Genomic DNA, 26,726 nt, shown 5'->3' on the forward strand with positions numbered 1-26,726 from the left:
GGCTCCTTCGCAACGAGCAGCGAAAGTCCGCTGCGACGGGTGGAACTGCCCGGAATGGGGACGTCCTGACTTGCGGGATGTTTGGCACGTCCACAAAGCGGGGAGCACCGCACCGTCGCGGTGGTGACCTTCGTTGCTGATTCAGCTGCTGATGCAGGTCAAACAGATCAGGCAAAGCGAAACGAAGTGCTCTTCCGCGTGGAGATACGCAATGAGAGGTGGCAGCCGGCAGAGCCAGAGCTACGTCAGCGGTCGGAAGAGCGGGTGGTACTGCACGGTCGACTTCGGTCCATTGCAGCCCCACCTCCTCCGGCCGGTCCCTCGTAAGGGAGTGTCGTCGGCGTCGGGACTTGATCGCGACGCTTCTGCGTGCTGCCCCGAACCTGGCCAAGAGTATCAGCCGACTGCAGTGTCAAGGCGCTCGTTTGCCCGGTCCTGACGAGTTCTATGCTCGCTGCATGGCTGATGTTCTCCCTTTGGTCGAGGCCCGGTTGCGCACCGCACTGGGTGAACCGGACGCGCGCGCCGCGGTCACCTTCCTCGGTACGGACCGCATCGAGGTGCTGCGTTTCCAGGAGGGGGACGTCGTCCGTTACGCCACGCTCGGCATGTCCGCCCAGCCCATGGCCGACCCCACCGCGATGCTCGCCGACCCGGTCAAGGGGCCCCGCGCCGAGCTGGTTCTCTCCGTGCGGTCCGGTGTCGCCGACACCGACAAGGTGCTCCGTCCGCTCGCCGTGCTCGCCGCGTCTCCGCAGGTCGAGGGCGTGGTCGTGGCACCCGGCGCCTCGCTCGACGTCGGCGAGCCGCTGTGGCCCGGCGCCCCGTTCACCTCCGTCCTGGTGGCCGAGCCCGGCGGGCTGGTCGAGGACCTGGAGCTGGACGAGCCCCTCGATCCCGTACGGTTCCTGCCCCTGCTGCCCATGACTCCCAACGAGGCCGCGTGGAAGCGGGTGCACGGCGCGCAGGCCCTCCAGGAGCGGTGGCTGACCCAGGGGACGGACCTCAGGGACCCGGTCCGCAAGTCCGTTCCACTGGACTGAATCCTTGAGTGAGGAAGCTCACCCAACACCTTTTCCCGGCCCGGGCGTTCCGTCCGGACGGGTGATCGTCCTTGACGTGGCGCAGCCGGGGTAGGACCGTGGAGCCCTATGAGGGGCGAACCCAGTTGCCCGAAGTGTGGTGGCCGGGTCAGGGCTCCCGGACTCTTCGCCGATTCCTGGCAGTGCGATGTCCACGGCACCGTGCATCCGCTGCAGCCCGTGATCCCGCCCAGCGTCGAGGCCCTCAGTGTCGTGGTGCATCGCACGCAGGTGCCGGTGTGGATGCCGTGGCCGCTGCCGGTCGGCTGGCTGTTCACGGGCGTGGCCTGCGCCGGTGACGACCGAAGCGGCGGCCGCGCCACGGCCGTGGCCTGCTCCGGACCCGGCCCGCTCGGCGGCATAGGCGAACTGATCCTGGTCGCCGAGGAACTCGGCGTCGGCCTCGGCGCGCGGTACGCGGGCATCGACGGGCCGGACCCGGGGCCGTACATGGACGTCGGCAAGCCGCCCCAGGCCAAGGTGCTGGCCGCCGGCCGCCCCACTCCGCTCTGGCACGTCTCCGGCGGTCCGGCCGACCGTGCGGTCTTCGCGGGCGAGGCGCGCGGGCTGTGGCTGTGGGCGGTCGTCTGGCCCGAGCAGTCGGGGCTGTTGATGTACGACGAGCTGGTGCTGACGGATGTGCGGGACGCGGGGGCCGAGGTGGATCTGGTGCCGTGCGGGGCGTTGTCGCCGCGCTTGCTTCATCCGTAGGGGCGGGTGGGGTAGGTGCGGCTGAGGTTCTGGGGTGCTGAGGCCAGTGGTTGGCTGCGGGCTGTTCCGGGTTGATCGCGCAGTTCCCCGCGCCCCTCAGCGGCGCTTATCAGCCGCCTGTAGGGGGTGCACCCTTGTTGCGGTTGTGACACGGTCGGCCCGGGCACCCGCTATTCTTAGGTGTCCCGTCCGTCCCGTCATCGCCTGGAGTCCGCGTCGTGCGCATAGATCTGCACACCCACTCCACCGCTTCCGACGGTACGGACACCCCGGCCGAGCTTGTGCGCAATGCCGCCGCGGCCGGACTGGACGTCGTCGCGCTGACCGACCACGACACCACCCGCGGGCATGCCGAGGCGATCGCCGCGCTGCCGGAGGGGCTCACTCTGGTCACCGGCGCCGAGCTGTCCTGCCGTATCGACGGCATCAGCATGCACATGCTCGCCTACCTCTTCGATGCCGAGGAGCCCACGCTGCTCGCCGAGCGCGAGCTGGTGCGCGACGACCGGGTGCCGCGGGCCAAGGGCATGATCGCCAAGCTGAACGAGCTGGGCGTGCCGGTCACCTGGGAGCAGGTCGCCCGGATCGCCGGTGACGGCTCGGTCGGCCGGCCGCACGTTGCTTCCGCGTTGGTCGAGCTGGGTGTCGTGCCGACCGTGGGCGACGCGTTCACGCAGGACTGGCTGGCCGACGGCGGGCGGGCCTTCGTGGAGAAGCACGAGACCGATCCCTTCGAGGCGATCCGGCTGATCAAGGGCGCGGGTGGCGTTGCGGTGTTCGCGCATCCCGGCGCCGCCAAGCGGGGGCGTACGGTGCCGGAATCGGCGATCGTCGAGCTGGCCGCCGCCGGGCTCGACGGCATCGAGGTCGACCACATGGACCACGACCCGGACACCCGGGCGCGGCTGCGCGGGCTGGCCAAGGAGCTGGGGCTGCTGGTCACCGGTTCCAGCGACTACCACGGCAGCCGCAAGACCGTCTCGCTGGGCGAGTACGCGACCGACCCCGAGGTGTACGGGGAGATCACCCGGAGGGCGACCGGGGCGTTCCCGGTGCCGGGGACCGGCGGGGCCTGAGGCGCACCACCCCCACGCTCACGTCCGTTCACTTCTCGCAAGGCCTGTACTTCCCCATGTTCGACGTTGCCGTCTTCGGCTCTCTCTTTCTGACCCTTTTTGTCATCATGGATCCCCCTGGGATCACCCCGATCTTCCTCGCCCTGACCGCGGGGCGGCCCGCCAAGGTGCAGAAGCGGATGGCGTTCCAGGCCGTCTGTGTGGCCGGCGGTGTCATCACCGTCTTCGGGGTGCTCGGGCATCAGATCCTCAACTACCTGCATGTGTCCGTGCCTGCGCTGATGATCGCCGGAGGGCTGCTGCTCCTGCTGATCGCGCTCGACCTGCTCACCGGCAAGACGGACGAGCCCAAGCAGACCAAGGACGTCAACGTCGCCCTCGTACCGCTGGGCATGCCGCTGCTGGCGGGACCCGGTGCGATCGTGTCGGTCATCCTGGCTGTGCAGAAGGCGGACAGCGTCGGCACGCAGGTGTCGGTGTGGTCCGCCATCCTCGCCATCCATGTCGTCCTGTGGCTGGTGATGCGCTACTCCCTGGTGATCATCCGGATCATCAAGGACGGCGGTGTCGTCCTCGTGACGCGGCTCGCGGGGATGATGCTCTCCGCGATCGCCGTGCAGCAGATCATCAACGGGGTCACCCAGGTGATCCAGGGCAGCTAGCGCTGTCCTGCCCCGGCGGCAACAGCAGGGCCCCGTACGGTGTGACCGTACGGGGCCCTGAAGCTTGGATGGGTGATCCGTGTTATGAAGCCGAGGTGTCGGCCGGACGGATCCACAGTCGCTGTCCGATGGCGGCGGCTTGCTGAACGATCCGGTTGACGGAGGCGGCGTCCACGACGGTCGTGTCCACGGGCGTGCCGTCCACGTCGTCGAGTCGCATGATTTCGAAGCGCATGGCTTCTCCCTTCGTCTGGTCATCCTCCTGAGGAGAACTACTGATGGAGGGCCCATGGGGCGGATGTGCCCCGGGTTCCATGGATATGGAACAGCACGCCTGTTACAAACATTCCCTACGCTAAAGAAAATTTTCGAACGGCTAACTACTGATGAGTAAGCCGCTGATCCGAGACTAACCGGGACTGGTTGTGTTCGCAGCGTGACCAGCGGGACAATGGAGTCAATGAACGACGACCTCGCGGCCCTGTCCGCCCGTATCGACCGCACGAACGAGCTGCTGCAGCGCATGCTCGCCGAGGTGGCGAAGACACCCTCGACCCACGCCATCTTCGTCGACGCCGGGTATCTGTACGCGGCCGCGGGACGGCTCGTCGCCGGCACCGAGGACCGGCGGGCCTTCGACCTCGACGCCGAAGGGCTGATCGACGCGCTCATCGACCGGGCCCGCACGGTCTTCGCGGACAGCCGGCTGCTGCGGGTCTACTGGTACGACGGCGCCCGGCGCCGTATCCACACCGCCGAGCAGCAGTCCATCGCCGAACTGCCCGACGTGAAGGTCCGCCTGGGCAATCTCAACGCCAACAACCAGCAAAAGGGCGTCGATTCACTGATCCGGACCGACCTGGAGTCCCTCGCCCGGCATCGCGCCATCAGCGACGCGGCCCTCCTCGGCGGCGACGAGGACCTGGTGTCGGCGGTCGAGGCGGCGCAGGGATACGGCGCGCGGGTGCACCTGTGGGGCATCGAGGCGCCCGAGGGCCGCAACCAGGCGGAGCCCCTCCTCTGGGAGGTCGACAGCCAGCGCACCCTCGACCTCGAATTCTTCAAGCCGTACGTCTCCCGGCGCACCGCCGCCTACGAGGCCACCGCCGCCACCCGGCCCAGCCGGGAGGACGTCCGCTTCGTCGGCGCGCAGATCGCGGCGAAGTGGCTGGCCGCGCGAGGGCGGGAGGCCCTGGTGGAACTGCTGCCCGGCCATCCGTATCTCCCCGGCTCCGTGGACCAGGACCTGCTGGTGGAGGCGGAGGGCATCCTTCAGTACTCGCTGCGCGGCCAGGCGGACCTGCGCCGGTCACTGCGGGACGGGTTCTGGAACCATCTGCAGGCGCAGTACTGACGGGTTCTGGGACCACCTGCGGACGCCGTGCTAACGGGGCACGCGATCCCAGAAGTCGGCGATCGCGTGGGCCGTCGGCAGGGGCTGGTCCGCGTTCGGTGAGTGCTCGGCACCCTCCACGACCGTGCGGTGCGCACCCAGTCGTGCGGCCATGTCGTCCAGCAGCGGCACCGGCCAGGTGTCGTCGCGTGCACCCGACAGAACGTGGAACGGCAGCGGAACCCCGGCGAGTTCGGCGACCCGGTCCGGCTCCGTGCACAACTGGCGGCCCGTCGCCATGAGTTGGGCCGGTTTGTTGCCGAGCCAGCGGAGGCGCAGCAGTTCCGGACCGCCGAGGCCACGGGCCGGCCCGCCCACGTCCTCCGGTGGACCCATGGCCTGGATCGCCTCCCACACCTCGGTCATGTTCATCACGGAGAGCGCGTCCCGCAGCAGCTTCACGCGCTGCTGCTGGGAGACGGAGATCTGCGCCGGGCCCGAGGCCATGAGGGTGAGCGAGACGAAGGGGGAGTGGTCGAACAGGGCCGCGGCCCGGGCGATCTGCCCGCCCAGAGAATGCCCGAGGAGATGCACCGGCGTGCCGAAGGCCTCGGCCTGGGCGAGCACGTCCCGTGCCAAATCGGGCTGCGTGTACGCGGATTCGTCGTCCGCCGGCCCGTCCGACTCGAACTGCCCCCGTCCGTCCACGGCCACCGTCCGGTACCCGCGCTCGGCGAGCGGCCCCTGCATCAGACGGAAGTCCTCCTTGCTGCCGGTGAAACCGGGCAGCAGCAACGCCGTTCCCTTGTGCTCGACGCCGGGTGCCACGGGCGTGTCGACGACGGCGAACTCCCCGCGCCCGGTGCGCAGGGGGTAGGCGCGGGCGCCGGGGGGCGGGGAGAGGTGGGCGGGATCGGTCACGGGGTGAGGGTAGCGGGCGGGGGTGTATCGGGGGTGTCGGAATGCCGACGGCCCGGTCCCACCCTGAGGGGGACCGGGCCGTCGTACTGCGGTGATCAGCTGTCCGTGGACTCCATGGCGGCCGCTGCCTTACGGGTGCGACGGCGCGGCTTGGTCTCCGGCTCCTGCGTCGCCTGCGCCGGAATCTCGGCGGTCACCTCCGGGACGGAGGCGGCCGCCTTGCGGGTCCGGCGCACCTTCGGCTTCGCTTCGGCGCCCTCGGCGGTGTCGACGGCAGCCTCGGCGGTCGTCGTGGCCTTGCGGGTGCGCTTGGGCTTGGCGTCGGCGTCGTCCGTGGTGGTGGTCGCCTTGCGGGTGCGCTTCGGCTTGGCCTCCGTGCCTTCGGCGGTGTCGACCGCTGCCTCGGCGGTCGCCGTGGCCTTGCGGGTGCGGCGCGGCTTGGGCTCCGCCTCCGGTGCCGGTGCGGCCTCGGCGGTCTGAGCGGGCTCGGCCGTCTTGCGCGTACGGCGGCGGGGCTTGGCCTCCGTGCCTTCGGCGGTGTCGACTGCTGCCTCGGCGGTCGCCGTGGCCTTGCGGGTGCGGCGGCGCGGCTGGGGCTCCTGCGTCTCCGGGGCGGTCGCGGGGGTCGCCTCGGCCGTGTCGGCCGCTGCCTCGGCGGGAGCGGCCTCGACCGACTTGCGGGTGCGGCGGCGGCGCGGCTTCTCCGGCGTCTCGGGGGCGTCCATGGCGGCCGGGCCCTCGGCCGTCGCCACGGCGGTCTCCGCGGCTTCGGGTGCCGTGGGCTCGGCCGCTGCTATGGCCGTCGCCTCTGCCGGGGCGCCGCTACGGGTGCGGCGCCGACGGCGCAGGGTGCGCGGCGCGGCGGCCTCCTCGGCGGGGGTGTCCGTCTCCGGCGTGACCCCGGTGGTCTCGGTCGCGTCCATCGGGGTCCCGCCGCGCGTACGGCGGCGGCGTCGCGGCGTACGGGAGGGACGCTCGCGGTCGGCGGAACGGGACTCGTCCCGGCCACCCCGGCCACCGCGACCGCGCGGACCGCGGCCGCCCGGCTCGCCCAGATCCTCCAGCTCCTCCGCGTCGAGCCCGGCGCGCGTACGCTCCGAGCGCGGCAGGACACCCTTGGTGCCCTCGGGAATGCTGAGCTCGGCGAACAGGTGCGGGGACGTCGAGTACGTCTCCGGCGGGTCGTTGAAGTCCAGCTCCAGCGCCTTGTTGATCAGCTGCCAGCGCGGGATGTCGTCCCAGTCGACCAGCGTGATCGCCGTACCGGACGCGCCCGCGCGGCCCGTACGGCCGATGCGGTGCAGGTACGTCTTCTCGTCCTCGGGGGACTGGTAGTTGATGACGTGCGTCACGCCCTCGACGTCGATGCCGCGGGCGGCGACGTCGGTGCAGACGAGGACGTCGACCTTGCCGTTGCGGAAGGCGCGCAGCGCCTGCTCGCGGGCGCCCTGGCCGAGGTCGCCGTGGACTGCGCCGGAGGCGAAGCCGCGCTGCTTGAGCTGGTCGGCGAGGTCGGCCGCGGTGCGCTTGGTGCGGCAGAAGACCATGGCCAGTCCGCGGCCGTCGGCCTGGAGTATGCGGGCGACCATCTCGGGCTTGTCCATGTTGTGCGCGCGGTAGACGTGCTGCGAGATGTTCGCGACCGTCACACCCTCGTCGTCCGGCGCGGTGGCGCGGATGTGCGTGGGCTGCGACATGTAGCGACGGGCCAGGCCGATCACCGCGCCGGGCATCGTCGCCGAGAACAGCATCGTCTGGCGGCGCGCCGGAAGCATGTTGATGATCTTCTCGACGTCGGGCAGGAAGCCCAGGTCGAGCATCTCGTCGGCCTCGTCGAGGACCAGGCACTTGACGTGGTTCAGGTTGAGCTTCTTCTGGCCGGCCAGGTCCAGCAGTCGGCCCGGGGTGCCGACGACCACGTCGACGCCCTTCTTCAGGGCCTCGACCTGCGGCTCGTACGCCCGGCCGCCGTAGATCGCGGTGACGCGCACATTGCGCACCTTGCCCGCGGTCAGCAGGTCGTTGGTGACCTGCGTGCACAGCTCGCGCGTGGGGACGACGACCAGGGCCTGGGGGGCGTCGGTGAGCGCCTCGGGCTTGGCCCGGCCGGCCTCGACGTCGACGGGAACGGTGACACGCTCGAGGAGCGGAAGGCCGAAGCCCAGCGTCTTTCCGGTGCCGGTCTTGGCCTGGCCGATGACATCCGTGCCGGAGAGGGCGACGGGGAGGGTCATCTCCTGGATGGGGAACGGGGTGACGATGCCGACGGCTTCCAGGGCCTCGGCGGTCTCGGGGAGGATCCCGAGCTCTCGGAACGTCGTAGTCAGGGTGCTGCCTCTTCTGTGTGTGCGGTGCGAGGCGAGCGCGGGGGTCGTGTCTGACCGTGCCGGGGACGTCGGCTGCCGCGGGGGCGAGCCGTAGGACACGGGACCTCTGCCAACGCTCAAGAGCCTGCGTACCGCTGAGGGCCCCTCCGATCGTCGTACGCACACTTGCGTACGGTCAGGGAGGGCTGTCGGGTCGGAGCCGATCGGGCCACCGACCGGGCATCCTCATACGTGCGGCCTGTCGAGGTACGACAAATTGGGCGTCGTACCAGCAGGCGCATTACCACCATACCCCGGATTCGCGCACATGCGATGGCCGATTCGGTCACGTAGCCGTCGTCACACCTGTGGACGCAGTCCTTCGCGTCGTCGTGGTCACACTGATTGACCAGGGACTTCCGCCGCGCGGCAAGCGAGCTATTGTGCGCTTCATGACGACCTCTGACAAGCCTGACAACGCCGCCGAGACTCCCGAAGCCGCCGAACACACCGGGGTCGCCGCCCAGGACTGGGCGACCGCCTCCGCCGATCCGCAGTACCGGGCCGCGGTCGTGGACCTGCTCGGTGCGCTCGCCTACGGGGAACTCGCGGCGTTCGAGCGGCTCGCGGAGGACGCCAAGCTGGCGCCGACGCTGGAGGACAAGGCGGAGCTGGCGAAGATGGCGTCGGCCGAGTTCCACCACTTCGAGCGGCTGCGCGACCGGCTCACGGAGATCGGCGAGGAGCCGACAGCGGCCATGGAGCCGTTCGTCGCCGCGCTGGACGGCTTCCACAAGCAGACCGCGCCCTCGGACTGGCTGGAGGGGCTTGTCAAGGCCTACGTCGGCGACTCGATCGCCAGCGACTTCTACCGCGAGGTCGCCGTACGGCTGGACTCCGACACCCGCTCCCTGGTGCTGGCCGTGCTCGACGACACCGGGCACGCCGGCTTCGCCGTCGACCGGGTGCGCGCGGCCATCGACGCCGACCCGCGGGTGGGCGGGCGGCTCGCGCTGTGGGCGCGCCGGCTCATGGGCGAGGCCCTGTCGCAGTCCCAGCGGGTGGTCGCGGAGCGGGACGCGCTGTCCACGATGCTCGTGGGCGGTGTCGCCGACGGCTTCGACCTCGCGGAGGTCGGCAGGATGTTCTCCCGCATCACCGAGGCACACACCAAGCGGATGGCGGCGCTGGGGCTCGCCGCCTGAGCGCTCCGCCGGGAGTCCGGTACGCCATCGCGGGTGCGTCGTGGCTGGTCGCGCCCGCGCGGCGGAGCCGCATATCAGCACAGCCCCGCGCCCTTTGGGGCGTTGCCGAACTGCATCGGAATGCGCCGAGGCCGCTCAGCTTCAGGTGTGAGGTCGACCGCGGCCTCGGCGGCGGCTCAGGCCGTCGCCGAGCGTCGGCGGAGTCTTCCCGCCGGGCGCAGCAGCAGCGACAGGGAGGCGACGGAGAGGACCGCCGCGCCGACCAGGATCGGCAGGAAACCGCCGGTCTCCAGTGCGCTGTGGGTGACGAAGGCGCCGAAGAGGGCTCCGGCGACGCCGGTCGACAGGACGAGCGGGCGGGCGGGAAGGCGATGCGGCAGGCGCACGGCGTAGACCCATGCGAGGGCCAGGCCGAGGATCGCGGAGCTGAGCGCTTCCAGGAGCATGTCAGGGTCCTCCCACACGGCCGGCCTGCCCGAAACGGTCGTAGCCCGTCTTACCCCTGACCTGCGGAATCCAATCCACCCCTGTGAGCGAGATGGGCTCCGTTTGTGGAGGCGAACGGAGAGCGGAAACGACCGGGCCCGGCGGCTTGCAGAAGCCGCCGGGCCCGGTCGTTCGCGTCTGTCCGCAGCGTCCGCCTACAGCGCGCCGAAGCCCACCTTGCGCGGGGCCGGCTCGCCGAGCTCGACGTAGGCGAGACGGTCGGCCGGGACCAGGACCTTGCGGCCGTGCTCGTCCACGAGGCTGAGCAGCTGTGACTTCCCGGCCAGCGCCTCGGCCACCACGCGCTCGACCTCCTCGGAACTCTGACCGCTCTCCAGAACGATCTCGCGCGGCGCGTGCTGAACGCCGATCTTGACCTCCACGGCTATGTCCCTCCGAACGGTCAGTGAAGTGCGCGGGCGTCCGCGCCGTACCAGCACACATTAGCCCGGCGAGGGGACGCGCACCCTCCGCGCAAAGAACGCCAGGAGCGAACAGCGCACGGGAACAAAACGTCCCGCCCTCCGGCCGGCCTCAGTGCTGCTGCTCGTTGCCGTGCAGCGGGAAGCCCGCGATACCACGCCAGGCCAGCGAGGCCAGCAGCTGGACCGCCTGGTCGCGCGGGACGCTGCGGTCGCTGTGCAGCCAGGAACGGGCCACCACCTGGGCGAGGCCGCCGAGGCCGGAGGCGAGCAGCATCGACTCGGCGCGCGACAGCCCGGTGTCCTCGGCGATCACGTCGCAGATCGCCTCGGCGCACTCGTTCGTGACCTTGTCGACGCGCTCGCGCACGGCGGGCTCGTTCGTCAGGTCCGACTCGAAGACGAGGCGGAAGGCGCCGCCGTCGTCCTCGACGTACGCGAAGTACGCGTCCATCGTGGCTCGTACGCGCTGCTTGTTGTCGGTCGTCGACGCGAGCGCGCCCCGTACGGACTTGATCAGGGACTCGCAGTGCTGGTCCAGCAGGGCCAGGTAGAGGTCGAGCTTGCCCGGGAAGTGCTGGTAGAGCACCGGCTTGCTGACGCCCGCGCGCTCGGCGATGTCGTCCATCGCGGCCGCGTGGTAGCCCTGGGCCACGAAGACTTCCTGGGCGGCGCCCAGAAGTTGGTTCCGACGGGCACGGCGCGGCAGGCGCGTACCTCGCGGGCGTGCTGCCTCTGTCTGCTCGATGGCTGTCACGCCGCCTCCCAAAATCGTCCACATGCGGTGTGCGCCGCGCGGCCATCGTACTTTTCGGTAACCGTGACGTGCGCGCTGAGAGCGCAGAATTTCACGGACCGGACGGCTACGAAAGCCGCATAGAAGGTTTCGAACGGGTGCAGAGCGGGCAAAAGTGCGCCTCGTTCCTCCTCAGCTACTGGGTGTCCGCACGGGTCACCGGTAGTCGTCCTCGTCGAGGGAGACGACCCGGGCCTGCTCCACGAGGTCGGCCTCGTTGGCCCGGGCGGGATCGACGCCGGTCAGCGGGTCGTCACGGTCCGGGGTGACGTCCGCATGCTGCTCGGCCGCGTCGACATCGGGGGCCTCGACGTCGTACTCCAGGGCTTCCTCGGTGTCCTCGTTCTCGAAGGTCTCGGGATCGGTCGGGTCAATGGTCATGGTGGGCTCCCTTTCTACGAACGTCCCTGGAAGAAGCAGGGGCCACACGCGGGTGCCCTCCCTACGAGCCTAGGAGACACCCGATCCGGACGCTATGCGATCCGCGTCCGGAACGTCACGCGCTGCGCATCCGCCGGTCTGTGCAGATACGGTGCCGTCCTGCGTGTCTGTGACGGCGAACACATGAACCACGACGTGATCACCTCGTAACATTGCCGCATGTCTTCGACCGAGCTGCCGTATGTGCCCAGCACCGTGCTCCCGAAGGTGGCGCCCGTCAGGGTCGCGGAGGGCGAGCGGCTGAGGTCGGTCCAACTGCCCGGCATCACGCTCACGGTGCGTTCGCGGCCCCCCGCGCGCGAGGGGCTGCCTCCCGCGCTCTACGTGCACGGCCTCGGCGGTTCCTCGCAGAACTGGTCGGCGATGATGGAGCTGCTCGACGCGGACGTCGACTGCGAGGCCGTCGACCTGCCGGGCTTCGGCGACTCCCCACCACCGGACAACGGCGACTACTCGGTCACCGGGCACGCGCGCGCGGTCATCCGTTACCTGGACGCCTCCGGCCGTGGTCCGGTCCACCTCTTCGGCAACTCACTCGGCGGCGCGGTCGCCACCCGCGTCGCCGCCGTGCGGCCCGATCTCGTCCGGACGCTCACGCTGGTGTCGCCCGCGCTGCCGGAGATCCGGATCCAGCGCAAGGCCGTACCGACCGCGCTGCTGGGGGTGCCGGGCATGGTCCCGCTCCTCACCCGGTTGACCACCGGCTGGACGGCGGAACAGCGGGTCCGCGGCGTGGTGACGCTCTGCTACGGCGACCCCGGGCGAGTGTCGAACGAGGGCTTTCGCAACGCCGTGGAGGAGATGGAGCGGCGCCTGCAACTGCCGTACTTCTGGGACGCGATGGCGCGCTCCGCGCGCGGGATCGTCAACGCGTACACCCTGGGCGGCCAGCACGGGCTGTGGCGCCAGGCCGAACGCGTCCTCGCCCCCACACTCCTCGTCTACGGCGGCCGGGACCAGCTCGTCCGCTTCCGGGTGGCCCAGAAGGCCGCCCGCACCTTCCGCGACTCCCGGCTTCTGACCCTCCCGGACGCCGGACACGTGGCGATGATGGAGTACCCGGAGACGGTGGCGAAGGCGTTCCGTGAGCTCCTTGTGGAGGTGGGATCCGACGGCGCGCCCCCAGGGGCGTCCCGGGCGTCCGCCGACGGGGCCGAGTCCGCGAGCACGGGGAGCTGAGGCGCGAGGTGGGACGCCACAGTCGCCGCGGCCCGGCACCCAAGGGCGCGGCCGCGGACAAAGGGGCTCGCCGGCCGGCACCGGGGCCCTCGGGGGGACGGCAGACGCCGATGCCCGACGGCACGCCCGCGCGTGCGGTTCCGCGGCTGCCCGACGGTACGCCGGCGGGTGGGGTTCCGCGGATGGCGGACGGCTCGGCGGGGTATGCGGTGCCGCGTTATGCCGAGGGCACGTTGGCGCATGGTGTGCCGCGGTTGCCCGACGGTACTCCCGCGCACGGGTTTCCCCGTCTGCCGGACGGCACCCCTGCCCACGGCACGCCCCGTTTCCCCGACGGCACGCCCGCTCACGGCATCCCCCAGGTCCGTGGCGGCCACCCCGAGCAGCGCGAAGGAGGCGGTGGCTGGGGTGAGTTGAGGGGCGGGCCCGGTGGCGGGCAGGGGGTCGCCGCCGGACCGGGTGTTCCGCGGCAGCGGGACCTGCCCCCGGGCCCGCGTCAGGAATACGTCGACGTCTTCGAGGACGGCGACGTCTTCACGCGCCGTACGCCCGCCTCCTCCGCACCCGCCGAGGACCCGTACGCGTCCGTCACCAGCTGGGACACCGACATCCGGACCGGCACCGGCATCGAGGACGACGCGCCGCCGACCGGCGAGCCCGTCCCGGCCAAGGGCGCCAAGGGCCGCACGTTCACCGGGATCGCGGCCGCCGCCGTGACCACCGCGCTGGCCGTGATCGTCGCCGGTCAGGTCACGGACGCGGGCGACGACACCGGCGTACAGTCGCAGTCCGCCGCCGACCAGGCCCGGGACGTCCGGGACTCCGCGTCGCGCGGGGACGGGCGGCCGACGCCCTCCGATTCGCCGAGCGCGGTGCCGCTGACGTACGAACAGAAGATGGGCAGGACCTACGAGCTGAGCGCGACGCTCGACGGGCCGGGGAAGTTCGACGCGATCACCGGAATCGACAAGGCGCCGGGCGCGGGGCAGAAGTACACCTACCGCGTGGACGTGGAGCAGGGCCTCGGCCTCGACGGCGAACTCTTCGCGCAGGCCGTGCAGAAAACGCTCAACGACGACCGCAGCTGGGCCCACAACGGCGGCCGTACCTTCGAACGGATCCATTCCGGCAAACCCGATTTCGTGATCACGCTCGCCAGCCCCGGCACCACCGCCGACTGGTGCGCCCGGTCCGGATTGGACACGACCGTCGACAACGTCTCCTGCGACTCGGCCGCCACCGAGCGCGTGATGATCAACGCCTATCGCTGGGCGCAGGGTTCGGAGACGTACGGCGACAAGATCCACGCCTACCGGCAGATGCTGATCAACCACGAGATCGGCCACCGTCTCGGCTACCGCCACGTCACCTGCGACAAGGACGGCGAACTCGCCCCTGTCATGCAGCAGCAGACGAAATTCCTTGATCACGAAGGGATCAGTTGCAAGGCCAATCCATGGCCGTACCCGGGCAGTTGAGCACACCCCGCGGAACGTGGCCCTCCGTGCCCGCGTGATCTCCTAGCGCGACGAAACGCGCCCTGCGCGGGAAAGTTACGACCGTTCACCCCTTTTGGTGGCGCGATGGACAACCGTCCGTCGCGCCACCGGCTTGTCCGCATACGTTCGTCCCGCTGCGAGTCGCCGGACAACGGTGGCTCCCCATACGGGAGATCGGGGGTGCACATGCGCATCGGACTGCTTACGGAGGGTGGCTATCCGTATGTGAGCGGTGACGCCAGGCTCTGGTGCGACCGGCTCGTGCGCGGGCTCGCACAGCACGAGTTCGACGTCTACGCGCTCAGCCGCAGCGAGCGGCAGGAGGACGAGGGCTGGATCCCGCTGCCGTCGCAGGTCGTCCGGGTGCGAACGGCACCGCTGTGGACAGCCGAGGAGGACCGGGCGGCGGTGGGCGACGGGCGGGCGTACGGACGCCGCGCTCGTCGGCGGTTCGCCGAGTGCTACGGGGAGCTGGCGGGCGTCCTGTGCGCGGGGGCCTCGGGGGAGGCGTCGGCGGATGCGCCCGCCGCTGAGGCGGACCGTTTCGCCAACGCCCTGTACGGGCTCGCCGAACTCGCCCGCGAGGAGGGCGGCCTGGTGGGGGCGCTGCGCTCCGAAGCGGCCGTACGCGCCCTGGAACGCGCCTGTCGCGCGCCGGGAGCGCCGCGCACGGCGCACGAGGCGCGGGTGCCCGATCTGCTCGCCGTCGCCGCGCACCTGGAACGCGCCCTGCGCCCCCTCTCGCTCGACTGGTACGAGGACGACGGGCTCGGCTCCGTCGACCTGTGCCACGCGGCGTCCGGCGGCGCGGCGGCCCTGACCGGGCTGCTGGCCCGTCACTTCTTCGGCGTACCTCTGCTGGTGACCGAGTACGGGGTGCAGTTGCGCTCGCACTATCTGGCCGCCGCCACGGAGTCCTCGCCCGCCGTACGGTCCCTGCTCGCCGCCTTCCACGGGCGGCTCGCCGCCGAGATCTACCGGCAGGCCGACTGCATCACGCCCGGCAACGCACACGCCCGCCGCTGGCAGGAACGCTGCGGTGCCGACCGTACGAAGCTGCGCACCGTGTACCCCGGCATGGACGCCGGGCCCTTCGCGGAGGTGGGGGAGTCGCCGGAGCTCGCGGAGCCGGACACGCTGGTCTGGGTCGGCCGCGTGGAACCGACCAAGGATCTGGTCTCCCTGCTGCACGCCTTCGCGGAGGTCCGGGAGCTCCGCAAGGGGGAGCCGGGCGCGCCCCGGACCCGGCTGCGGATCGTCGGCGCGCCTGCCGGCGCCGAGGGCGCGGACTACCTGACCCACTGCAGGGTCCTCGCCGCACAGCTCTTCCCCGACGAGGCGGAGGGCCCGCACGCCGTCGGCGACAACCCCGTCTCCTTCGAGGAGATCGGCGGCCCGGACGCCCCGACCCTCGCCGACGCCTACGCCTCCGGCGCGGTGATCGTCCTGTCCAGCGTCGTGGAGGGCTTCCCGATCGGCCTCGTCGAGGCCATGCTCTGCGGCCGGGCGACGGTGTCGACGGATGTCGGTGCGGTGGTCGAGGTCATCGGCGGGACGGGGCTCGTGGTCCCCCCGCGCAACCCACGGGCGCTCGCCGAGGCGTGCGTGGCGCTGCTGCGCGACCCCGAGCGCCGTGAGCGCCTGGGCGCCGCCGCGCGCGCCCGAGCGCTCGAACTGTTCACCGTCGAGCAGAACATCGCGGCGTTCCACGGCATCTACCTGGAGATCGTCTCGCGCTGCCCCGTCCCCCGCGTCGTCCTCGACGACTTCGGCGAGCCCCAGCCCTTCGCCGTCCCCGCAGAGGCCCGCCTCCCCGGCCGCTGGACCGACGCCGCAACGCGCGTCGTGGCACGCGGTGGTCCCAGCTGGGCGGCCGGCCCCCCGGTACGCCCCCCACTCTCCGTGCCCGCCACGGGAGCAGCCCGATGAACGACCTGGAGAACCTCGACCGCCCCCGCCCCCCGGCCGGCGACGGAATCGAGGCGCGGCAGAAGGCTCGCCTCGGTGAGGCGCACGGTGGCGCAGCCGGGGGTGAGGCTGCCGCCGCCCCCGGGCGGGACGTCGTCGGCCCTTCCGTCGCCCACCGTGGCGCCGCCGATCCCGTGAAGGTCCTGATGCACCGTCACCGTGAGCTCTGCGAACGGGCCGTGGACCCCCTGGAGATCGCGGCCGGCCTGGAGGCGCACGGTCTCACCGACCGCACCGCCGCACGCTTCCGCCACCGGGACGTCTTCTCCCTGGCAGAGGAGATGTACGCCCGTGTCCCGCGCGACGGAGACCCGTCTCGGAGCCCCACACCGACCGCAGGTACCCGGCCGCGCGCGGACTGGATCGTCCGCACCCTGCTGCCCGGCACGCTCTGCGCCGCGACCCTGGCCGGCCTGCACCTCACCCACGGCCGGGCACGCCTCGTGCTGGCCGCCGTCGGCACCCTGGCCGTGGCCCTGGCCCTGCGCGCGGCTTTGTCCCGCGGCCCCCTGGGCACGAACCGCGCTCGGCCGGGCCCACACCCGGCACCCGGCGCCCGGACATGGATCTGCTGGCTCGTCGCCTACGCCGTCCTCGGCGACGGACTTCTGCAGGCCGCCGCCTCGGGAGGCCCCGACGGCCTTCCGACCGGCGCCGCGGACAGCTCCTGGCCCCTCACGATCACCCCTCTCCTGGCCCTCACCCTGGCCTGCGCCCCCGCGGCCTGGAGCGCCCATCTCTTCGCCGCACGGGCGCGCCGCAAACTGACGGCCAGCCGCGGACTCGAGGAGTTCGCCGCCTCCGTACGCCCCCTGCTGCTCGGCACGTTCACCCTGTTCCTGGCCGCCCTGACCGGCCTCCTCGCCCTCAGTGCCGCCACCGTGGACGACCCCGCAGCCCCCTCCCAGACCCTCACCCTCGGCGCCCTCCTCTTCCTCGCCCGGCTCCTCACCATCCACGGTTTCACCCACGCCCCGGCCGTGCTCCTCACCGCGGCGGCCACGGCCGAGGCCACCGCCCTGGCCACGCTCTTCGCCGGCCGCCTCCCGCACTGCGACGTCCTTGCCATCCCGACGCAGACCCTCCTGGACACCTGGGGCCCCGGCAGCATCCCGACCCTCGCCTGTGGAGCAGCGGCCCTCGCCCTTCTGCTGCATGCCTTCCGCAGACTGACCCGCGCCTCGGCGCACGGACGAACGGACGGCCCGTGGTGACCCCGGCAGGCGCCGCCGCCGCGCCCACCGCAGGCGGCCTCTCGCCGATGCCGCACGACAGACCCGCTTCACCCCTCGCCGCAGGCGCCCGGCCCGGACGTCGGAGGCAACCGCACCACCCCTTCGAAGGAGAACACCGCATGAGTACCTCCCGATCCGCCAACCTGGCCCCGGGAGCCGTCCGATGAGAGTTCTGCTGATCGGAGCCAATGGCTACCTGGGCCGCTTCGTCGCCGATCGTCTGCTCGCCGACCCGGCCGTCCAACTCACCGCACTCGGCCGCGGCGACGACGCCGACGTCCGATTCGACCTCGCGTCCGGCAGCCCCGGCGCACTCACCCGCTTCCTCGACGCCGTCCACCCCGGCGTCGTCGTCAACTGCGCCGGCGCGACCAGAGGCGGTGCCCGCGAACTCACCCGCCACAACACCGTCGCCGTCGCCACCGTCTGCGAGGCCCTGCGCCGCAGCGGCTGCGGCGCCCGCCTCGTCCAGATCGGCTGCGCAGCCGAGTACGGGCCCAGCCAGCACGGTTCCTCCACGGCGGAGGATGCGGTACCGCGGCCCGGTGGACCCTACGGAGTCAGCAAACTCGCGGCCACCGAACTGGTCCTCGGCTCCGGCCTGGACGCGGTCGTCCTCCGCGTGTTCTCCCCGGCAGGCCCCGGTACTCCCGCCGGTTCCCCGCTCGGCCGCCTCGCCGAGGCCATGCGGCGCGCCATGCAGACCGGCGACGGCGAACTCAAGCTCGGCGGCCTCGGCGCCCAGCGCGACTTCGTCGACGTCCGCGATGTGGCTCGCGCCGTCCACGCGGCCTCCCTCTCCGCCGCGCAGGGCGTCATCAACATCGGCTCCGGCCGCGCGGTCCGGCTGCGCGACGCCGCCGCGATCCTCGCCCGGGTGGCCGGCTACGGCGGCGTCCTGCACGAACTCGACGGCCCACCCGGCCCGCTGAGGCCGTCCATCGGCCACCCCAGAGAACCGCTCGGCCACCCCCGCCACGAACCCCTGGGCCACCGCAGCGACTCTGACCACACGGCTCACTCGGCCCCCGTCGCGTACCCCTATCCGGACGGCTGCGGCAGCTGGCAGCAGGCCGACGTACGCACCGCCCGCGACCGGCTCGGGTGGCGTCCCCGGATCAACCTCGAGGAGTCCCTCGCCGACATCTGGATGGAGGCGGCATGCCGTATCTGACCAGCACCAAAGCGGCCACGGCGGGCACTGATGTCCGCACCGGCTTAGGCATCCCCGGCTATGCGCACCCCCTTCTCGCCCCCACCGAGTGGGGTGAACTCACGCGCCCCGGCGCCCCCTTGCACTGGGTCGTCCTCAATGTCGCCGACGGTCCCGGCGCCCGTCCCGACCCCCACTGCCTGGAGGCGGCCGGCCGCCTCCGCAATGCGGGGGTCCGCGTGCTGGGGCACCTCGACACGATGTACGGCGCCCGCGGCTTCGCCGAGGCGATCTCGGACGCCCGCCGGTATCTGGACTGGTATCAGGTCGACGGCTTCCTCCTGGGCCGCTGCCCGGCCGAACGCGCCGGCCTCCCCGAGATCCGCCGCACGGTCACCACCCTGCGCGCGCTGCGTGACGATGCACACATAGTCCTCGGCCACGGCACCCACCCGTATCCCGGCTACGCCGAGAACGCCGACCAACTCGTCACGTTCTCGGGTCCCTGGAGCGGCTACCGCTGGTCGCAGGCGGCTGAGTGGACCGCCGACTATCCGCCCGAGCGGTTCTGCCACTTCGTGCACGGAGTACCCCGCGGCCACCTCGACGAGGCGCTGCGCATCGCACGCTGGCAGGGCGCCGCGACGATCTACTTCACCGACCGCACGGACCGCGGCGGCCGCATGGACCCCTGGGAGAGCATGCCCGGCTACTGGGACGAAATCGTCTCGCGGATCGGAACGGGTGTCTCGGAATGAAAAAGGCCGTGGCAGTGTTACGGGGAGAACAACCGTAGTGATTGACCGACCAACGGAGTCCCCGTGTCGCTGCCACCCCTGGTCGAGCCGGCTTCCGAGCTCACCGTAGACGAGGTTCGCAGGTACTCCCGCCACCTGATCATCCCCGACGTCGGGATGGACGGGCAGAAGCGGCTGAAGAACGCCAAGGTGCTGTGTGTGGGCGCGGGCGGCCTGGGCTCGCCGGCCCTCATGTACCTGGCCGCGGCGGGCGTCGGCACCCTCGGCATCGTGGAGTTCGACGAGGTCGACGAGTCGAACCTGCAGCGCCAGATCATCCACAGCCAGGCGGACATCGGCCGCTCCAAGGCGGAGTCGGCCCGCGACAGCGTGCTCGGCATCAACCCGTACGTGAACGTGATCCTTCACGAGGAGCGGCTCGAGGCCGACAACGTGATGGACATCTTCAGCCAGTACGACCTGATCGTCGACGGCACCGACAACTTCGCGACCCGCTACCTCGTCAATGACGCGTGCGTGCTGCTGAACAAGCCGTACGTGTGGGGCTCGATCTACCGCTTCGACGGCCAGGCCTCGGTGTTCTGGTCCGAGCACGGCCCCTGCTACCGCTGCCTCTACCCGGAGCCCCCGCCCCCCGGCATGGTTCCCTCCTGCGCCGAGGGCGGCGTCCTGGGCGTGCTGTGCGCGTCGATCGGTTCCATCCAGGTCACCGAGGCCATCAAGGTCCTCACCGGCACGGGTGAGCCGCTGGTCGGCCGCCTGATGATCTACGACGCCCTGGAGATGCAGTACCGCCAGGTCAAGGTCCGCAAGGACCCGAACTGCGCGGTCTGCGGCGAGAACCCGACCGTCACCGAGCTCATCGACTACGAGGCCTTCTGCGGCGTCGTCTCCGAAGAGGCCCAGGCGGCGGCCGCCGACTCGACGATCACTCCCAAGCAGCTCAAGGAGTGGATCGACGACGGCGAGAACATCGACATCATCGACGTCCGTGAGATCAACGAGTACGAGATCGTCTCGATCCCGGGCGCCAGGCTCATCCCGAAGAACGAGTTCCTCATGGGCACCGCCCTGGAGAGCCTCCCGCAGGACAAGAAGATCGTCTTGCATTGCAAGACGGGTGTCCGCAGTGCGGAAGTCCTCGCGGTCCTGAAGTCCGCGGGCTTCTCCGACGCCGTCCACGTCGGTGGCGGCGTCATCGGCTGGGTCAACCAGATCGAGCCGCACAAGCCGGTCTACTGACCCGGCCCTGCTCCCCGTCCGGCGGGGGCTTCGCGCACCACGGGTGCCCGGAGCCCCCGCCGGCGTCATGAGCAGACCTTGCCGTCCTTCGGTGCCGTTCCGTTCAGCACATAGGCGTTCACCGTGGAGTCGACGCAGTCGCTCCCGCTCCCGTAGGCACCGTGCCCCTCGCCCTTCCAGGTGAGCACCACGCCGACCCCCTTGCCCAGCTCGTCCGCCATCCTGCGGGCACCCTCGTAGGGAGTCGCCGGGTCGCCGGTGTTGCCCACCACGAGGATCGGCGCCGCACCCGGCGCGCTCACCTCCGGGCTGTCGAACTGCCCGGCCACCGGCCAGTCGTGGCACCAGCCCGCCGTGTCCCAGCCCAGGAACGTCCCGAACACCGGCGAGATCTTCTCGAACTCCGCGAGCAGCCCCTCCGCCTCGTCGGGCGTCGGCCGCTGCTTGTCGTCCAAGCACGATATGACCCGTTGTGAGTGGGTCGTCGTGGTGTAGCGGCCCGAGGCGTCCCGCTCGTTGTAGGCGTCGGCGAGTGCGAGCAGCTCGGATCCGTTGCCCTGATCGGCCGCCTCCAGGGCGCTGGTCAGAGCGGGCCAGCTGGACTTGCTGTACAGCGGGAGGATGATGCCGGTGAGCGCGAGTGCCTGGGTCAGCTTCCGATCGGTCGACGTCGGCAGCGGCTCCGCGTCGATCCGCTCCAGCAGGTCGGCGATCTTCTGCGAGCCCTGCTGTGGGTCCTGACCCGTCGACTCGAGGTAGTCGTCGAGCGCGCGCTGGAATCCCAGGGTCTGGTTCCTGGCGTGGCCCACCGCGTCGGCGCTGGGGTCGACGACCGCGTCCAGGACCAGTCGTCCCACGTTCTTCGGGAACAGGTGGGCGTAGACGCCGCCGAGTTCGGTGCCGTACGAGATACCGAAGTAGTGCATCTTCCGGTCGCCGAGGACCTGCCGCATCAGGTCCATGTCGCGGGCGGTGTCGGTGGTGGACACATGCGCCATCAGCTTCCCGGCGGACTCTTCGCAGCCCTTGCCGAAGTCAGCGGCGTCCTGGAAGTACGCCGTCTTCTCGGCCGGGGTGTCCGGGGTGGGGTCCACCGCCTCGGCGGTTTGGATCTCCTTGTCGCCGCGACAGCGGATGCCCTCGCTGCCGCCCACCCCGCGCGGGTCCCAGCTCACCAGGTCGTACCGCTCGTGGAGCACCGAGACGGTGGAGGAGTACGCCGGCAACGTCGATACGCCCGAGCCGCCGGGGCCGCCGAAGTTGAACAGGAGGGAGCCGATGCGGTCGTCACCGGTCGCCTCGGCACGGATCAGCGCCAGATCGATCGTCGTGCCCTCCGGCTTCGACCAGTCCAGGGGCACTTCGAGCGTCGCGCACTGCCAGTCGTCGCCCGGCGGAGGGGCGTCGGCGGTGGCCTTGCAGTCGCCCCAGTCGAGTTCCTGTGCGGTGAGGGACGGGGGCAGCCCGGACGTGGATTCGCCCGACGAACCGGTGGGTGAGGCGGCCGTCCCCTTTCCGTCGTCGGACGAGCCGCTGCTGCAGCCCGCCGTGAGCAGCGCGGCGGCGACCGTCAGAGCCGTCCACCGTACGAAGCGTGCCATGAACACATCCCCCCTCCAGGGCCGCCCGCACTTCGGTCGCGAACGGCAGTCCCGCCATGGTAGGCCGACCGCGCCGCACCCGCCGCGGCCTGTGGATAACCTTTTGACCTGCGACTTTCCCGGGATCCGGGGTCAGGTTCAGGAGCAGACGGTCCCGGCTGCCGGCACCTTCCCGTCCAGCAGATAGGCGTCCACGGCGCCCCGCACGCATTTGTTCTTGCTGTTGTACGCACCGTGTCCCTGCCCCCGGTACGTCAGCTCCACGCCGACGCCGTTGCCCAGCGCTTGGACCATCTTCCGCGCCCCCTCGTAGGGAGTGGCCGGGTCACCGGTGTTGCCCACGACGAGGATCGGCGCCGCCCCGGGCGCACTGACGTCGGGATGGTCGGCGGCGCCCTGCACCGCCCAGTCGGTGCAGCTGAGCATGCTCCAGGCTAGGAAGTCGCCGAACAGGGCGGAGACGGCCCGGAACTCGGGCAGTTTCCGTTCCACGTACTCGGTGGTGTACCGCGGCTTGTCGTCGGCGCAGTTGATGGCGGCGTTGGCCGCGGTGAGATTGCTGTACTCGCCGTTCTGGCTGCGCCCGTTCAAGGAGTCCGACAGCTGAAGCAGGATCTGGCCGTCCCCGTCGTACGCCTGCTCGAGGCCCTCGGTGAGGTACTCCCAGAAGTCCTGCGAGTACAGCGCCTGGGCGATGCCGCTGGTCGCGGCGGTCTGGGTCAGCTCGCGGGGGAAGATGCCCGGGATCGGCTTGCTGTCCAGGTCCTTGAGCAGCTTCGCGATGCGGGCTTTGACGTCCTGGGTGCTGTTCCCGACCGGGCAGTCCTCGACCTGTGACACGCAGTGCTCGGCGAAGTTGTCGAGCGCGAGCTGGAAGCCCTCGGCCTGCCCGAGGGAGCCCTGTTCGGGGGTCTCGGTCGGATCGACGACCGCGTCGAAGACGGCCCGGCCCACGTTCTCCGGGAACAGGTGGGCGTAGACGCCGCCGAGTTCGGTGCCGTAGGAGATGCCGAAGTAGTGCAGCTTGTCGTCGCCGAGGACCTGGCGCAAGAGGTCCATGTCGCGGGCCGCGTCCGTGGTGCGCACGTGCGGCAGTATCCGCTCGGAGTTCTTCTCGCAGGCGGCGTTGAACTCCTTGACGTTGTCGACGTATTCGGTGCGCTCCGTGGCGTCGTCGGGGGTGGCGTCCTGCTGGAAGTAGACGTCGAGCTGCTGGTCGTCCTGGCACCACACCGGGGCGCTGCGGCCGACCCCGCGGGGGTCGAAACTCACCAGGTCGTAGCGGGTGCGCAACGTCGCATAGTCCGCGCCGAACGCGGGCAGCGCGGTGACGCCCGAGCCGCCGGGGCCGCCGAAGTTGAAGATCAGTGAGCCGATGCGCCGGCTCTCCGCGCCGCTGGTCTGCGCCCGGATCAGCGCGATGTCGATGGTGTCGCCTTCTGGGTCGTCCCAGTCGAGGGGCGCCTTCATGGTCGCGCACTGCCAGTCGCCGCCGTCCGGCAGAGGCGAGGGGGCCTCGCCTCCGCCCTGGGCCTGGGCGGGTGCCGGGCAGGCCTTCCAGCTCAGCTCCTGGGCGGTGAGGTCCTCGTCCGGGGAGCCGTCGTCGCTGCATCCCGCCAGCCCAGAGGACAGCAGCACGGCGGTGGCAGTCAGAGCGGCGGCGCGCAGACGGGAAAGGTTCGGCATGCATCCATCGTGCGGTCGCGCGGGACCGGACGCTCGGGACGTGGGCCGAACGAGGTACGCGCGCGTGCGGGTGCGTCGTTGCGGTGAGGGACGTGTGCGGGTACGTCCGGTGCGATGAGGGAACCGTGCTGAGTGGGCGTTGTGGCGTACGTGCGCGTGCAGGGGCCTGCCGCGCGTACCCGCGATCTGACCTACAGCGCGCCTTTGCGTGTCAGGTGGTTGAAGGCCAGCCAGCCCGGCAGCACCGGCAGCCACAGGGTCAGCAGGCGGAACAGCAGCACGGCCGGGGCGGCGACCTCGCTGGGCAGGCCGACGGCGATCAGGCCGACGGTCAGGGTCGCCTCGACGGCGCCCACACCGCCGGGTGTCGGGGCCGCGGAGCCGAGCGCGTTGCCGGCAAGGAAGACCACGGCGACGCTGGCGATGCTGAGGGACGTGGTCTCGTCGCCGAAGGCGCGGATCGACGCGTCCAGGCACATCACGAAGCACGCGGTGAGCAGCAGCATGCCGCCGATGCCGGTGACCAGCTTCTGCGGCCGCTGGAGCACGTCCAGCATGCGCGGCACGACACCGGCGAAAAGCGACCGCACGCGCGTGACGACGAATTTCCGCATGAACGGCACCGACGTCGCCACGAGCACCAGCACCGCGACCGTCAGCAGACCCGCGATGACCGTCCGGGACGGCGACAGGGACGGTGTCTTCTCGGTACCGGTCAGATAACCGAAGGCCAACAGCATGAGGATGTGACAGCCCAGCCCGAACAGCTGCGACGCGCCGACGCTGGCCACCGCCAGACCGGGCCGCACCCCCGCGCGCTGGAGGAAGCGCGTGTTGAGCGCGACACCGCCCACCGCGGCCGGCGCCACGATCTTCACGAACGACCCGGCGACCTGGGCCGCCACGGTCCGTGGGAACGGCACCCGTTCGGGCACGAATCCCAGCAGGCTCATCGCGGCGGCGACATAACTGAGTGCCGAGAACAGCACGGCCGCGATGACCCAGCCCCACTCGGCGTTGGCCACGAGCGGCCCGAACTCGATGTGCGTGAGCTGCGTCAGCAGGAAGTACGCACCGATGGCTCCGGCGATGAAACTGATCAGCGTGCGCGGTCGCACCCGCTCCAGCCGGGCCGGCTCGACCGGTGCCTGCGGCCTGATCCGCAGCACCTCGTGCCGGATCTGGGTGAGCAGATCGTCCTCGCGCGCCTCCTCCACGGCCTCGTCCATGGCCCGCTTCTCTGCCCTGGTCTGCGCGCGTACGGCCTTCTTGCCGGGCTTTGCCGGTACGACCGCGCTGTCCTCCGCGGCCGCCCCCGCACGGGCCTGCTTGGACTGCCGCGACGCCTCCAGCACCGCCTCCCGCTCGCGCTCGGCGCGCTCCCGGGCCAGTCGCCGCAGGGTCGCGCGTGTGGAGCGGGTGAGCGCGATGGGCTGGAGCATCGGCAGGCAGTCGGCCACGGCGTCGGGGCCGAGCACCGCGACGGCGGAGGCCACTGCCCGCTCGGCGCCGACCCGCAGGGCGAGCGTCGTCATCAGCTGTGCGACGTCCATGCGCAGCAGCAGGTCCCCGGCCGCGATCTCGCCACCTCGCAGATCGGTGAGGATGACCGTGCCGGAACGATCCACCAGGATCGCGTCACCCGCGAGCCTGCGGTGTGCGATGCGCCGGGACTGCAGCGCCCGCACCTGGTGCCAGGTGCTGCGCAGCAGCTCGTCGGAGATCTCCTCCTCGGCCAGCGAGTCGAGGGTACGGCCGCCGGTGTGCTCGTAGACGAGCATCACGGCGTCGGGGCCCAGTTCGGAGGTGGCGATCAGCTTGGGCGCGTTGGCGCCCGCCGCGATGGCCGCGTACGCCAGCAGTGCCTCCTGCTCCAGCGCCTGCCGCAGCGACTGGAGGCTGCGGCGGGTGGCGAAACCGCGCAGCGTCAGGTTGCGCCACACCCGGTAGAAGAAGCCCTGTGCCTGTTGCTCCCGGTCGACCACTGTGACGTCCAGTGGTGGCCCGGTCTCCAGGGTGACGAAATAGCGTCGGCCGCGGTCGCCGTTGTCCGCGGCATCCGGGGTCTCCTCGCGCGATGCGCTCACCGGGTGGAAGCCGACCGTCCGCAGGCCCGCCATCAGGGTCCGACCGGTGGGCCGGACGTTGGGCGAGCCGACCGCGTACAGCGTGCCGTACGCGATGGTCCAGCCGATCAACACCGTCAGGATGATCGAGAACGGTGTGGTGTAGCCGGTGACGAGCATGGAGAAGGCGTCGAGGAGCAGCACGATCCACAGCACGGCCCGCCAGCGCGGTCTGCGGGACATGCCGACGGCCGTCATGTACGCGATGACCGGGGCGAGATAGCCGTGCACCGGGTCGGTCAGGGCGTTGATGTCGCCGGGGGAGGGCTGGGTGAGCGCATCCTGGATCGAGTCGGGGGCGGCCCGGGCGACCCACAGGTCGGTGGCGAGCGTCACCCCGTGTGCGAGGACCGCCGCGAGCACGCCGTCGGCGATGCGCAGTCCGTCCCGCTTGATCAGCCGTTCGATGGCGAACGCGACCGGAACCAGGAGGATCGCGATGCTGGACGCCAGTCCCGCGATCTTGATGAGCAGGTCGGGTGCCTGACCGGTGCCCTTGTTGATGTCCTGTTCGAGGCCCGAGGTGGTGCCGTGCGCGAACGCGGCGATGGCGATCAGCACAACGACGGCGAGCACGCCGACCAGGAGTCGCATCAGGTCGGAGGGGCGGTGCACGCGCGCGGGGAGCAGCGGTTCGTCGCCCTCGACCTCGTCGATCGGGGCCTCGTCGGCGCGGGCTGCGCCCTTCCCGCTCGGTGGATCGGCCTTCGTCACCGGCTTCTCGTTCGCGTCGGCGGTGTCCGGGCGCGATGACGCATCAGAGGTGCTCTCTGCGTCCTCGGGCCGCACACCCTGCTGCTTCATCGTCTCTTCTTGATCTCGTATCACCAGTCACCGC

At 71.1% G+C, this 26,726-nt stretch carries 23 protein-coding genes; 13 read left to right on the forward strand and 10 right to left on the reverse strand.

The window, feature by feature from the left end:
* Positions 1 to 458: 458 nt before the first annotated feature.
* The 4 genes from ACFV7R_RS19775 to ACFV7R_RS19790 all read left to right on the forward strand — a co-directional run bounded on the left by ACFV7R_RS19775 (position 459) and on the right by ACFV7R_RS19790 (position 3,531).
* Positions 459 to 1,043 carry a suppressor of fused domain protein gene (locus ACFV7R_RS19775; RefSeq protein WP_129801353.1) on the forward strand — a complete coding sequence of 195 codons (585 nt, stop codon included), beginning with the start codon at positions 459 to 461 and terminating at the stop codon, positions 1,041 to 1,043.
* A gap of 108 nt (positions 1,044 to 1,151) precedes the next feature.
* Positions 1,152 to 1,793 carry a DUF6758 family protein gene (locus ACFV7R_RS19780; protein ID WP_129801354.1) on the forward strand — a complete coding sequence of 214 codons (642 nt, stop codon included), beginning with the start codon at positions 1,152 to 1,154 and terminating at the stop codon, positions 1,791 to 1,793.
* A 218-nt stretch (positions 1,794 to 2,011) separates the two neighbouring features.
* A complete protein-coding gene (locus tag ACFV7R_RS19785) occupies positions 2,012 to 2,869 on the forward strand; it encodes a PHP domain-containing protein (RefSeq protein ID WP_385264933.1) in 858 nt (285 codons plus the stop codon).
* A gap of 56 nt (positions 2,870 to 2,925) precedes the next feature.
* Entirely contained in the window at positions 2,926 to 3,531 is a 606-nt protein-coding gene (locus tag ACFV7R_RS19790; protein ID WP_129801356.1) for a MarC family protein, read from the forward strand.
* Between the two features lie 82 nt (positions 3,532 to 3,613).
* Here ACFV7R_RS19790 and ACFV7R_RS19795 read toward each other — a convergent pair whose 3' ends face one another.
* The gene (locus tag ACFV7R_RS19795) at positions 3,614 to 3,766 is read right to left on the reverse strand and encodes a hypothetical protein (protein ID WP_129801357.1); all 153 of its coding nucleotides are present in this window, start codon (positions 3,764 to 3,766) and stop codon (positions 3,614 to 3,616) included.
* Positions 3,767 to 3,982: 216 nt separating this feature from the next.
* Here ACFV7R_RS19795 and ACFV7R_RS19800 point away from each other — a divergent pair, with 216 nt between their 5' ends.
* The gene (locus ACFV7R_RS19800) at positions 3,983 to 4,885 is read left to right on the forward strand and encodes an NYN domain-containing protein (RefSeq protein ID WP_129801358.1); all 903 of its coding nucleotides are present in this window, start codon (positions 3,983 to 3,985) and stop codon (positions 4,883 to 4,885) included.
* 30 nt (positions 4,886 to 4,915) lie between these two features.
* On the opposite strand, the gene ACFV7R_RS19805 is transcribed toward ACFV7R_RS19800, so the two are convergent.
* Positions 4,916 to 5,785, reverse strand: a complete 870-nt coding sequence (locus ACFV7R_RS19805; protein ID WP_385264936.1) for an alpha/beta fold hydrolase — start codon at positions 5,783 to 5,785, stop codon at positions 4,916 to 4,918.
* Positions 5,786 to 5,880: 95 nt separating this feature from the next.
* On the reverse strand, positions 5,881 to 8,232 hold the full coding sequence (locus ACFV7R_RS19810; protein ID WP_385264939.1) for a DEAD/DEAH box helicase: 2,352 nt from the start codon (positions 8,230 to 8,232) through the stop codon (positions 5,881 to 5,883).
* A 311-nt stretch (positions 8,233 to 8,543) separates the two neighbouring features.
* Between ACFV7R_RS19810 and ACFV7R_RS19815 the strand changes: the two genes are divergently transcribed.
* Positions 8,544 to 9,296, forward strand: coding sequence for a ferritin-like fold-containing protein (locus ACFV7R_RS19815; RefSeq protein ID WP_385264941.1), 753 nt, complete (start codon positions 8,544 to 8,546; stop codon positions 9,294 to 9,296).
* Positions 9,297 to 9,472: 176 nt separating this feature from the next.
* On the opposite strand, the gene ACFV7R_RS19820 is transcribed toward ACFV7R_RS19815, so the two are convergent.
* The 4 genes from ACFV7R_RS19820 to ACFV7R_RS19835 all read right to left on the reverse strand — a co-directional run bounded on the left by ACFV7R_RS19820 (position 9,473) and on the right by ACFV7R_RS19835 (position 11,381).
* Positions 9,473 to 9,742, reverse strand: a complete 270-nt coding sequence (locus ACFV7R_RS19820) for a hypothetical protein (protein ID WP_129802278.1) — start codon at positions 9,740 to 9,742, stop codon at positions 9,473 to 9,475.
* 195 nt (positions 9,743 to 9,937) lie between these two features.
* On the reverse strand, positions 9,938 to 10,165 hold the full coding sequence (locus ACFV7R_RS19825) for a DUF3107 domain-containing protein (protein WP_129802277.1): 228 nt from the start codon (positions 10,163 to 10,165) through the stop codon (positions 9,938 to 9,940).
* Between the two features lie 151 nt (positions 10,166 to 10,316).
* Complete coding sequence (locus tag ACFV7R_RS19830) at positions 10,317 to 10,961, reverse strand: TetR/AcrR family transcriptional regulator (protein WP_385264944.1); 645 nt, start codon at positions 10,959 to 10,961, stop codon at positions 10,317 to 10,319.
* 195 nt (positions 10,962 to 11,156) lie between these two features.
* Entirely contained in the window at positions 11,157 to 11,381 is a 225-nt protein-coding gene (locus ACFV7R_RS19835) for a hypothetical protein (protein WP_385264947.1), read from the reverse strand.
* A 219-nt stretch (positions 11,382 to 11,600) separates the two neighbouring features.
* Between ACFV7R_RS19835 and ACFV7R_RS19840 the strand changes: the two genes are divergently transcribed.
* The 7 genes from ACFV7R_RS19840 (at position 11,601) to moeZ (ending at position 20,475) form a co-directional block, all read left to right on the forward strand.
* Entirely contained in the window at positions 11,601 to 12,620 is a 1,020-nt protein-coding gene (locus ACFV7R_RS19840) for an alpha/beta fold hydrolase (protein ID WP_385264950.1), read from the forward strand.
* A gap of 8 nt (positions 12,621 to 12,628) precedes the next feature.
* Complete coding sequence (locus ACFV7R_RS19845; RefSeq protein WP_385264952.1) at positions 12,629 to 14,098, forward strand: DUF3152 domain-containing protein; 1,470 nt, start codon at positions 12,629 to 12,631, stop codon at positions 14,096 to 14,098.
* Between the two features lie 207 nt (positions 14,099 to 14,305).
* The gene (locus tag ACFV7R_RS19850) at positions 14,306 to 16,048 is read left to right on the forward strand and encodes a DUF3492 domain-containing protein (protein ID WP_385265315.1); all 1,743 of its coding nucleotides are present in this window, start codon (positions 14,306 to 14,308) and stop codon (positions 16,046 to 16,048) included.
* On the forward strand, positions 16,045 to 17,301 hold the full coding sequence (locus ACFV7R_RS19855; RefSeq protein WP_385264955.1) for a hypothetical protein: 1,257 nt from the start codon (positions 16,045 to 16,047) through the stop codon (positions 17,299 to 17,301). Before ACFV7R_RS19850 ends, ACFV7R_RS19855 begins: the two co-directional genes overlap by 4 nt.
* Before the next feature lie 184 nt (positions 17,302 to 17,485).
* A complete protein-coding gene (locus ACFV7R_RS19860; protein WP_385264957.1) occupies positions 17,486 to 18,496 on the forward strand; it encodes an NAD-dependent epimerase/dehydratase family protein in 1,011 nt (336 codons plus the stop codon).
* On the forward strand, positions 18,484 to 19,233 hold the full coding sequence (locus tag ACFV7R_RS19865; RefSeq protein WP_385264960.1) for a spherulation-specific family 4 protein: 750 nt from the start codon (positions 18,484 to 18,486) through the stop codon (positions 19,231 to 19,233). Before ACFV7R_RS19860 ends, ACFV7R_RS19865 begins: the two co-directional genes overlap by 13 nt.
* A 63-nt stretch (positions 19,234 to 19,296) precedes the next feature.
* Positions 19,297 to 20,475 carry an adenylyltransferase/sulfurtransferase MoeZ gene (gene moeZ / locus ACFV7R_RS19870; RefSeq protein WP_129802271.1) on the forward strand — a complete coding sequence of 393 codons (1,179 nt, stop codon included), beginning with the start codon at positions 19,297 to 19,299 and terminating at the stop codon, positions 20,473 to 20,475.
* A gap of 65 nt (positions 20,476 to 20,540) precedes the next feature.
* On the opposite strand, the gene ACFV7R_RS19875 is transcribed toward moeZ, so the two are convergent.
* The 3 genes from ACFV7R_RS19875 to ACFV7R_RS19885 all read right to left on the reverse strand — a co-directional run bounded on the left by ACFV7R_RS19875 (position 20,541) and on the right by ACFV7R_RS19885 (position 26,692).
* Positions 20,541 to 22,076: an alpha/beta hydrolase gene (locus ACFV7R_RS19875; RefSeq protein WP_385264963.1), complete on the reverse strand. Its 1,536-nt coding sequence runs from the start codon at positions 22,074 to 22,076 to the stop codon at positions 20,541 to 20,543.
* Between the two features lie 138 nt (positions 22,077 to 22,214).
* Positions 22,215 to 23,762, reverse strand: coding sequence for an alpha/beta hydrolase (locus tag ACFV7R_RS19880; protein WP_385264965.1), 1,548 nt, complete (start codon positions 23,760 to 23,762; stop codon positions 22,215 to 22,217).
* A gap of 191 nt (positions 23,763 to 23,953) precedes the next feature.
* Positions 23,954 to 26,692 carry a YbhN family protein gene (locus ACFV7R_RS19885; RefSeq protein ID WP_385264967.1) on the reverse strand — a complete coding sequence of 913 codons (2,739 nt, stop codon included), beginning with the start codon at positions 26,690 to 26,692 and terminating at the stop codon, positions 23,954 to 23,956.
* Between the last annotated feature and the right edge of the window lie 34 nt (positions 26,693 to 26,726).

The sequence above is a fragment of the Streptomyces sp. NPDC059866 genome (assembly GCF_042731325.1).
Lineage (GTDB): Bacteria > Actinomycetota > Actinomycetes > Streptomycetales > Streptomycetaceae > Streptomyces > Streptomyces flavusporus.

Bases quoted from the DNA above. Each gene is read 5' to 3' on its own strand.
- ACFV7R_RS19775 (WP_129801353.1), top strand. From the start codon at position 459: ATGGCTGATGTTCTCCCTTTGGTCGAGGCCCGGTTGCGCACCGCACTG.
- ACFV7R_RS19780 (WP_129801354.1), top strand. From the start codon at position 1,152: ATGAGGGGCGAACCCAGTTGCCCGAAGTGTGGTGGCCGGGTCAGGGCT.
- ACFV7R_RS19790 (WP_129801356.1), top strand. From the start codon at position 2,926: ATGTTCGACGTTGCCGTCTTCGGCTCTCTCTTTCTGACCCTTTTTGTC.
- ACFV7R_RS19795 (WP_129801357.1), bottom strand. From the start codon at position 3,766: ATGCGCTTCGAAATCATGCGACTCGACGACGTGGACGGCACGCCCGTG.
- ACFV7R_RS19800 (WP_129801358.1), top strand. From the start codon at position 3,983: ATGGAGTCAATGAACGACGACCTCGCGGCCCTGTCCGCCCGTATCGAC.
- ACFV7R_RS19815 (WP_385264941.1), top strand. From the start codon at position 8,544: ATGACGACCTCTGACAAGCCTGACAACGCCGCCGAGACTCCCGAAGCC.
- ACFV7R_RS19820 (WP_129802278.1), bottom strand. From the start codon at position 9,742: ATGCTCCTGGAAGCGCTCAGCTCCGCGATCCTCGGCCTGGCCCTCGCA.
- ACFV7R_RS19835 (WP_385264947.1), bottom strand. From the start codon at position 11,381: ATGACCATTGACCCGACCGATCCCGAGACCTTCGAGAACGAGGACACC.
- ACFV7R_RS19840 (WP_385264950.1), top strand. From the start codon at position 11,601: ATGTCTTCGACCGAGCTGCCGTATGTGCCCAGCACCGTGCTCCCGAAG.
- ACFV7R_RS19850 (WP_385265315.1), top strand. From the start codon at position 14,306: ATGCGCATCGGACTGCTTACGGAGGGTGGCTATCCGTATGTGAGCGGT.
- ACFV7R_RS19855 (WP_385264955.1), top strand. From the start codon at position 16,045: ATGAACGACCTGGAGAACCTCGACCGCCCCCGCCCCCCGGCCGGCGAC.
- ACFV7R_RS19860 (WP_385264957.1), top strand. From the start codon at position 17,486: ATGAGAGTTCTGCTGATCGGAGCCAATGGCTACCTGGGCCGCTTCGTC.
- ACFV7R_RS19865 (WP_385264960.1), top strand. From the start codon at position 18,484: ATGCCGTATCTGACCAGCACCAAAGCGGCCACGGCGGGCACTGATGTC.
- ACFV7R_RS19875 (WP_385264963.1), bottom strand. From the start codon at position 22,076: ATGGCACGCTTCGTACGGTGGACGGCTCTGACGGTCGCCGCCGCGCTG.
- ACFV7R_RS19880 (WP_385264965.1), bottom strand. From the start codon at position 23,762: ATGCCGAACCTTTCCCGTCTGCGCGCCGCCGCTCTGACTGCCACCGCC.
- ACFV7R_RS19885 (WP_385264967.1), bottom strand. From the start codon at position 26,692: ATGAAGCAGCAGGGTGTGCGGCCCGAGGACGCAGAGAGCACCTCTGAT.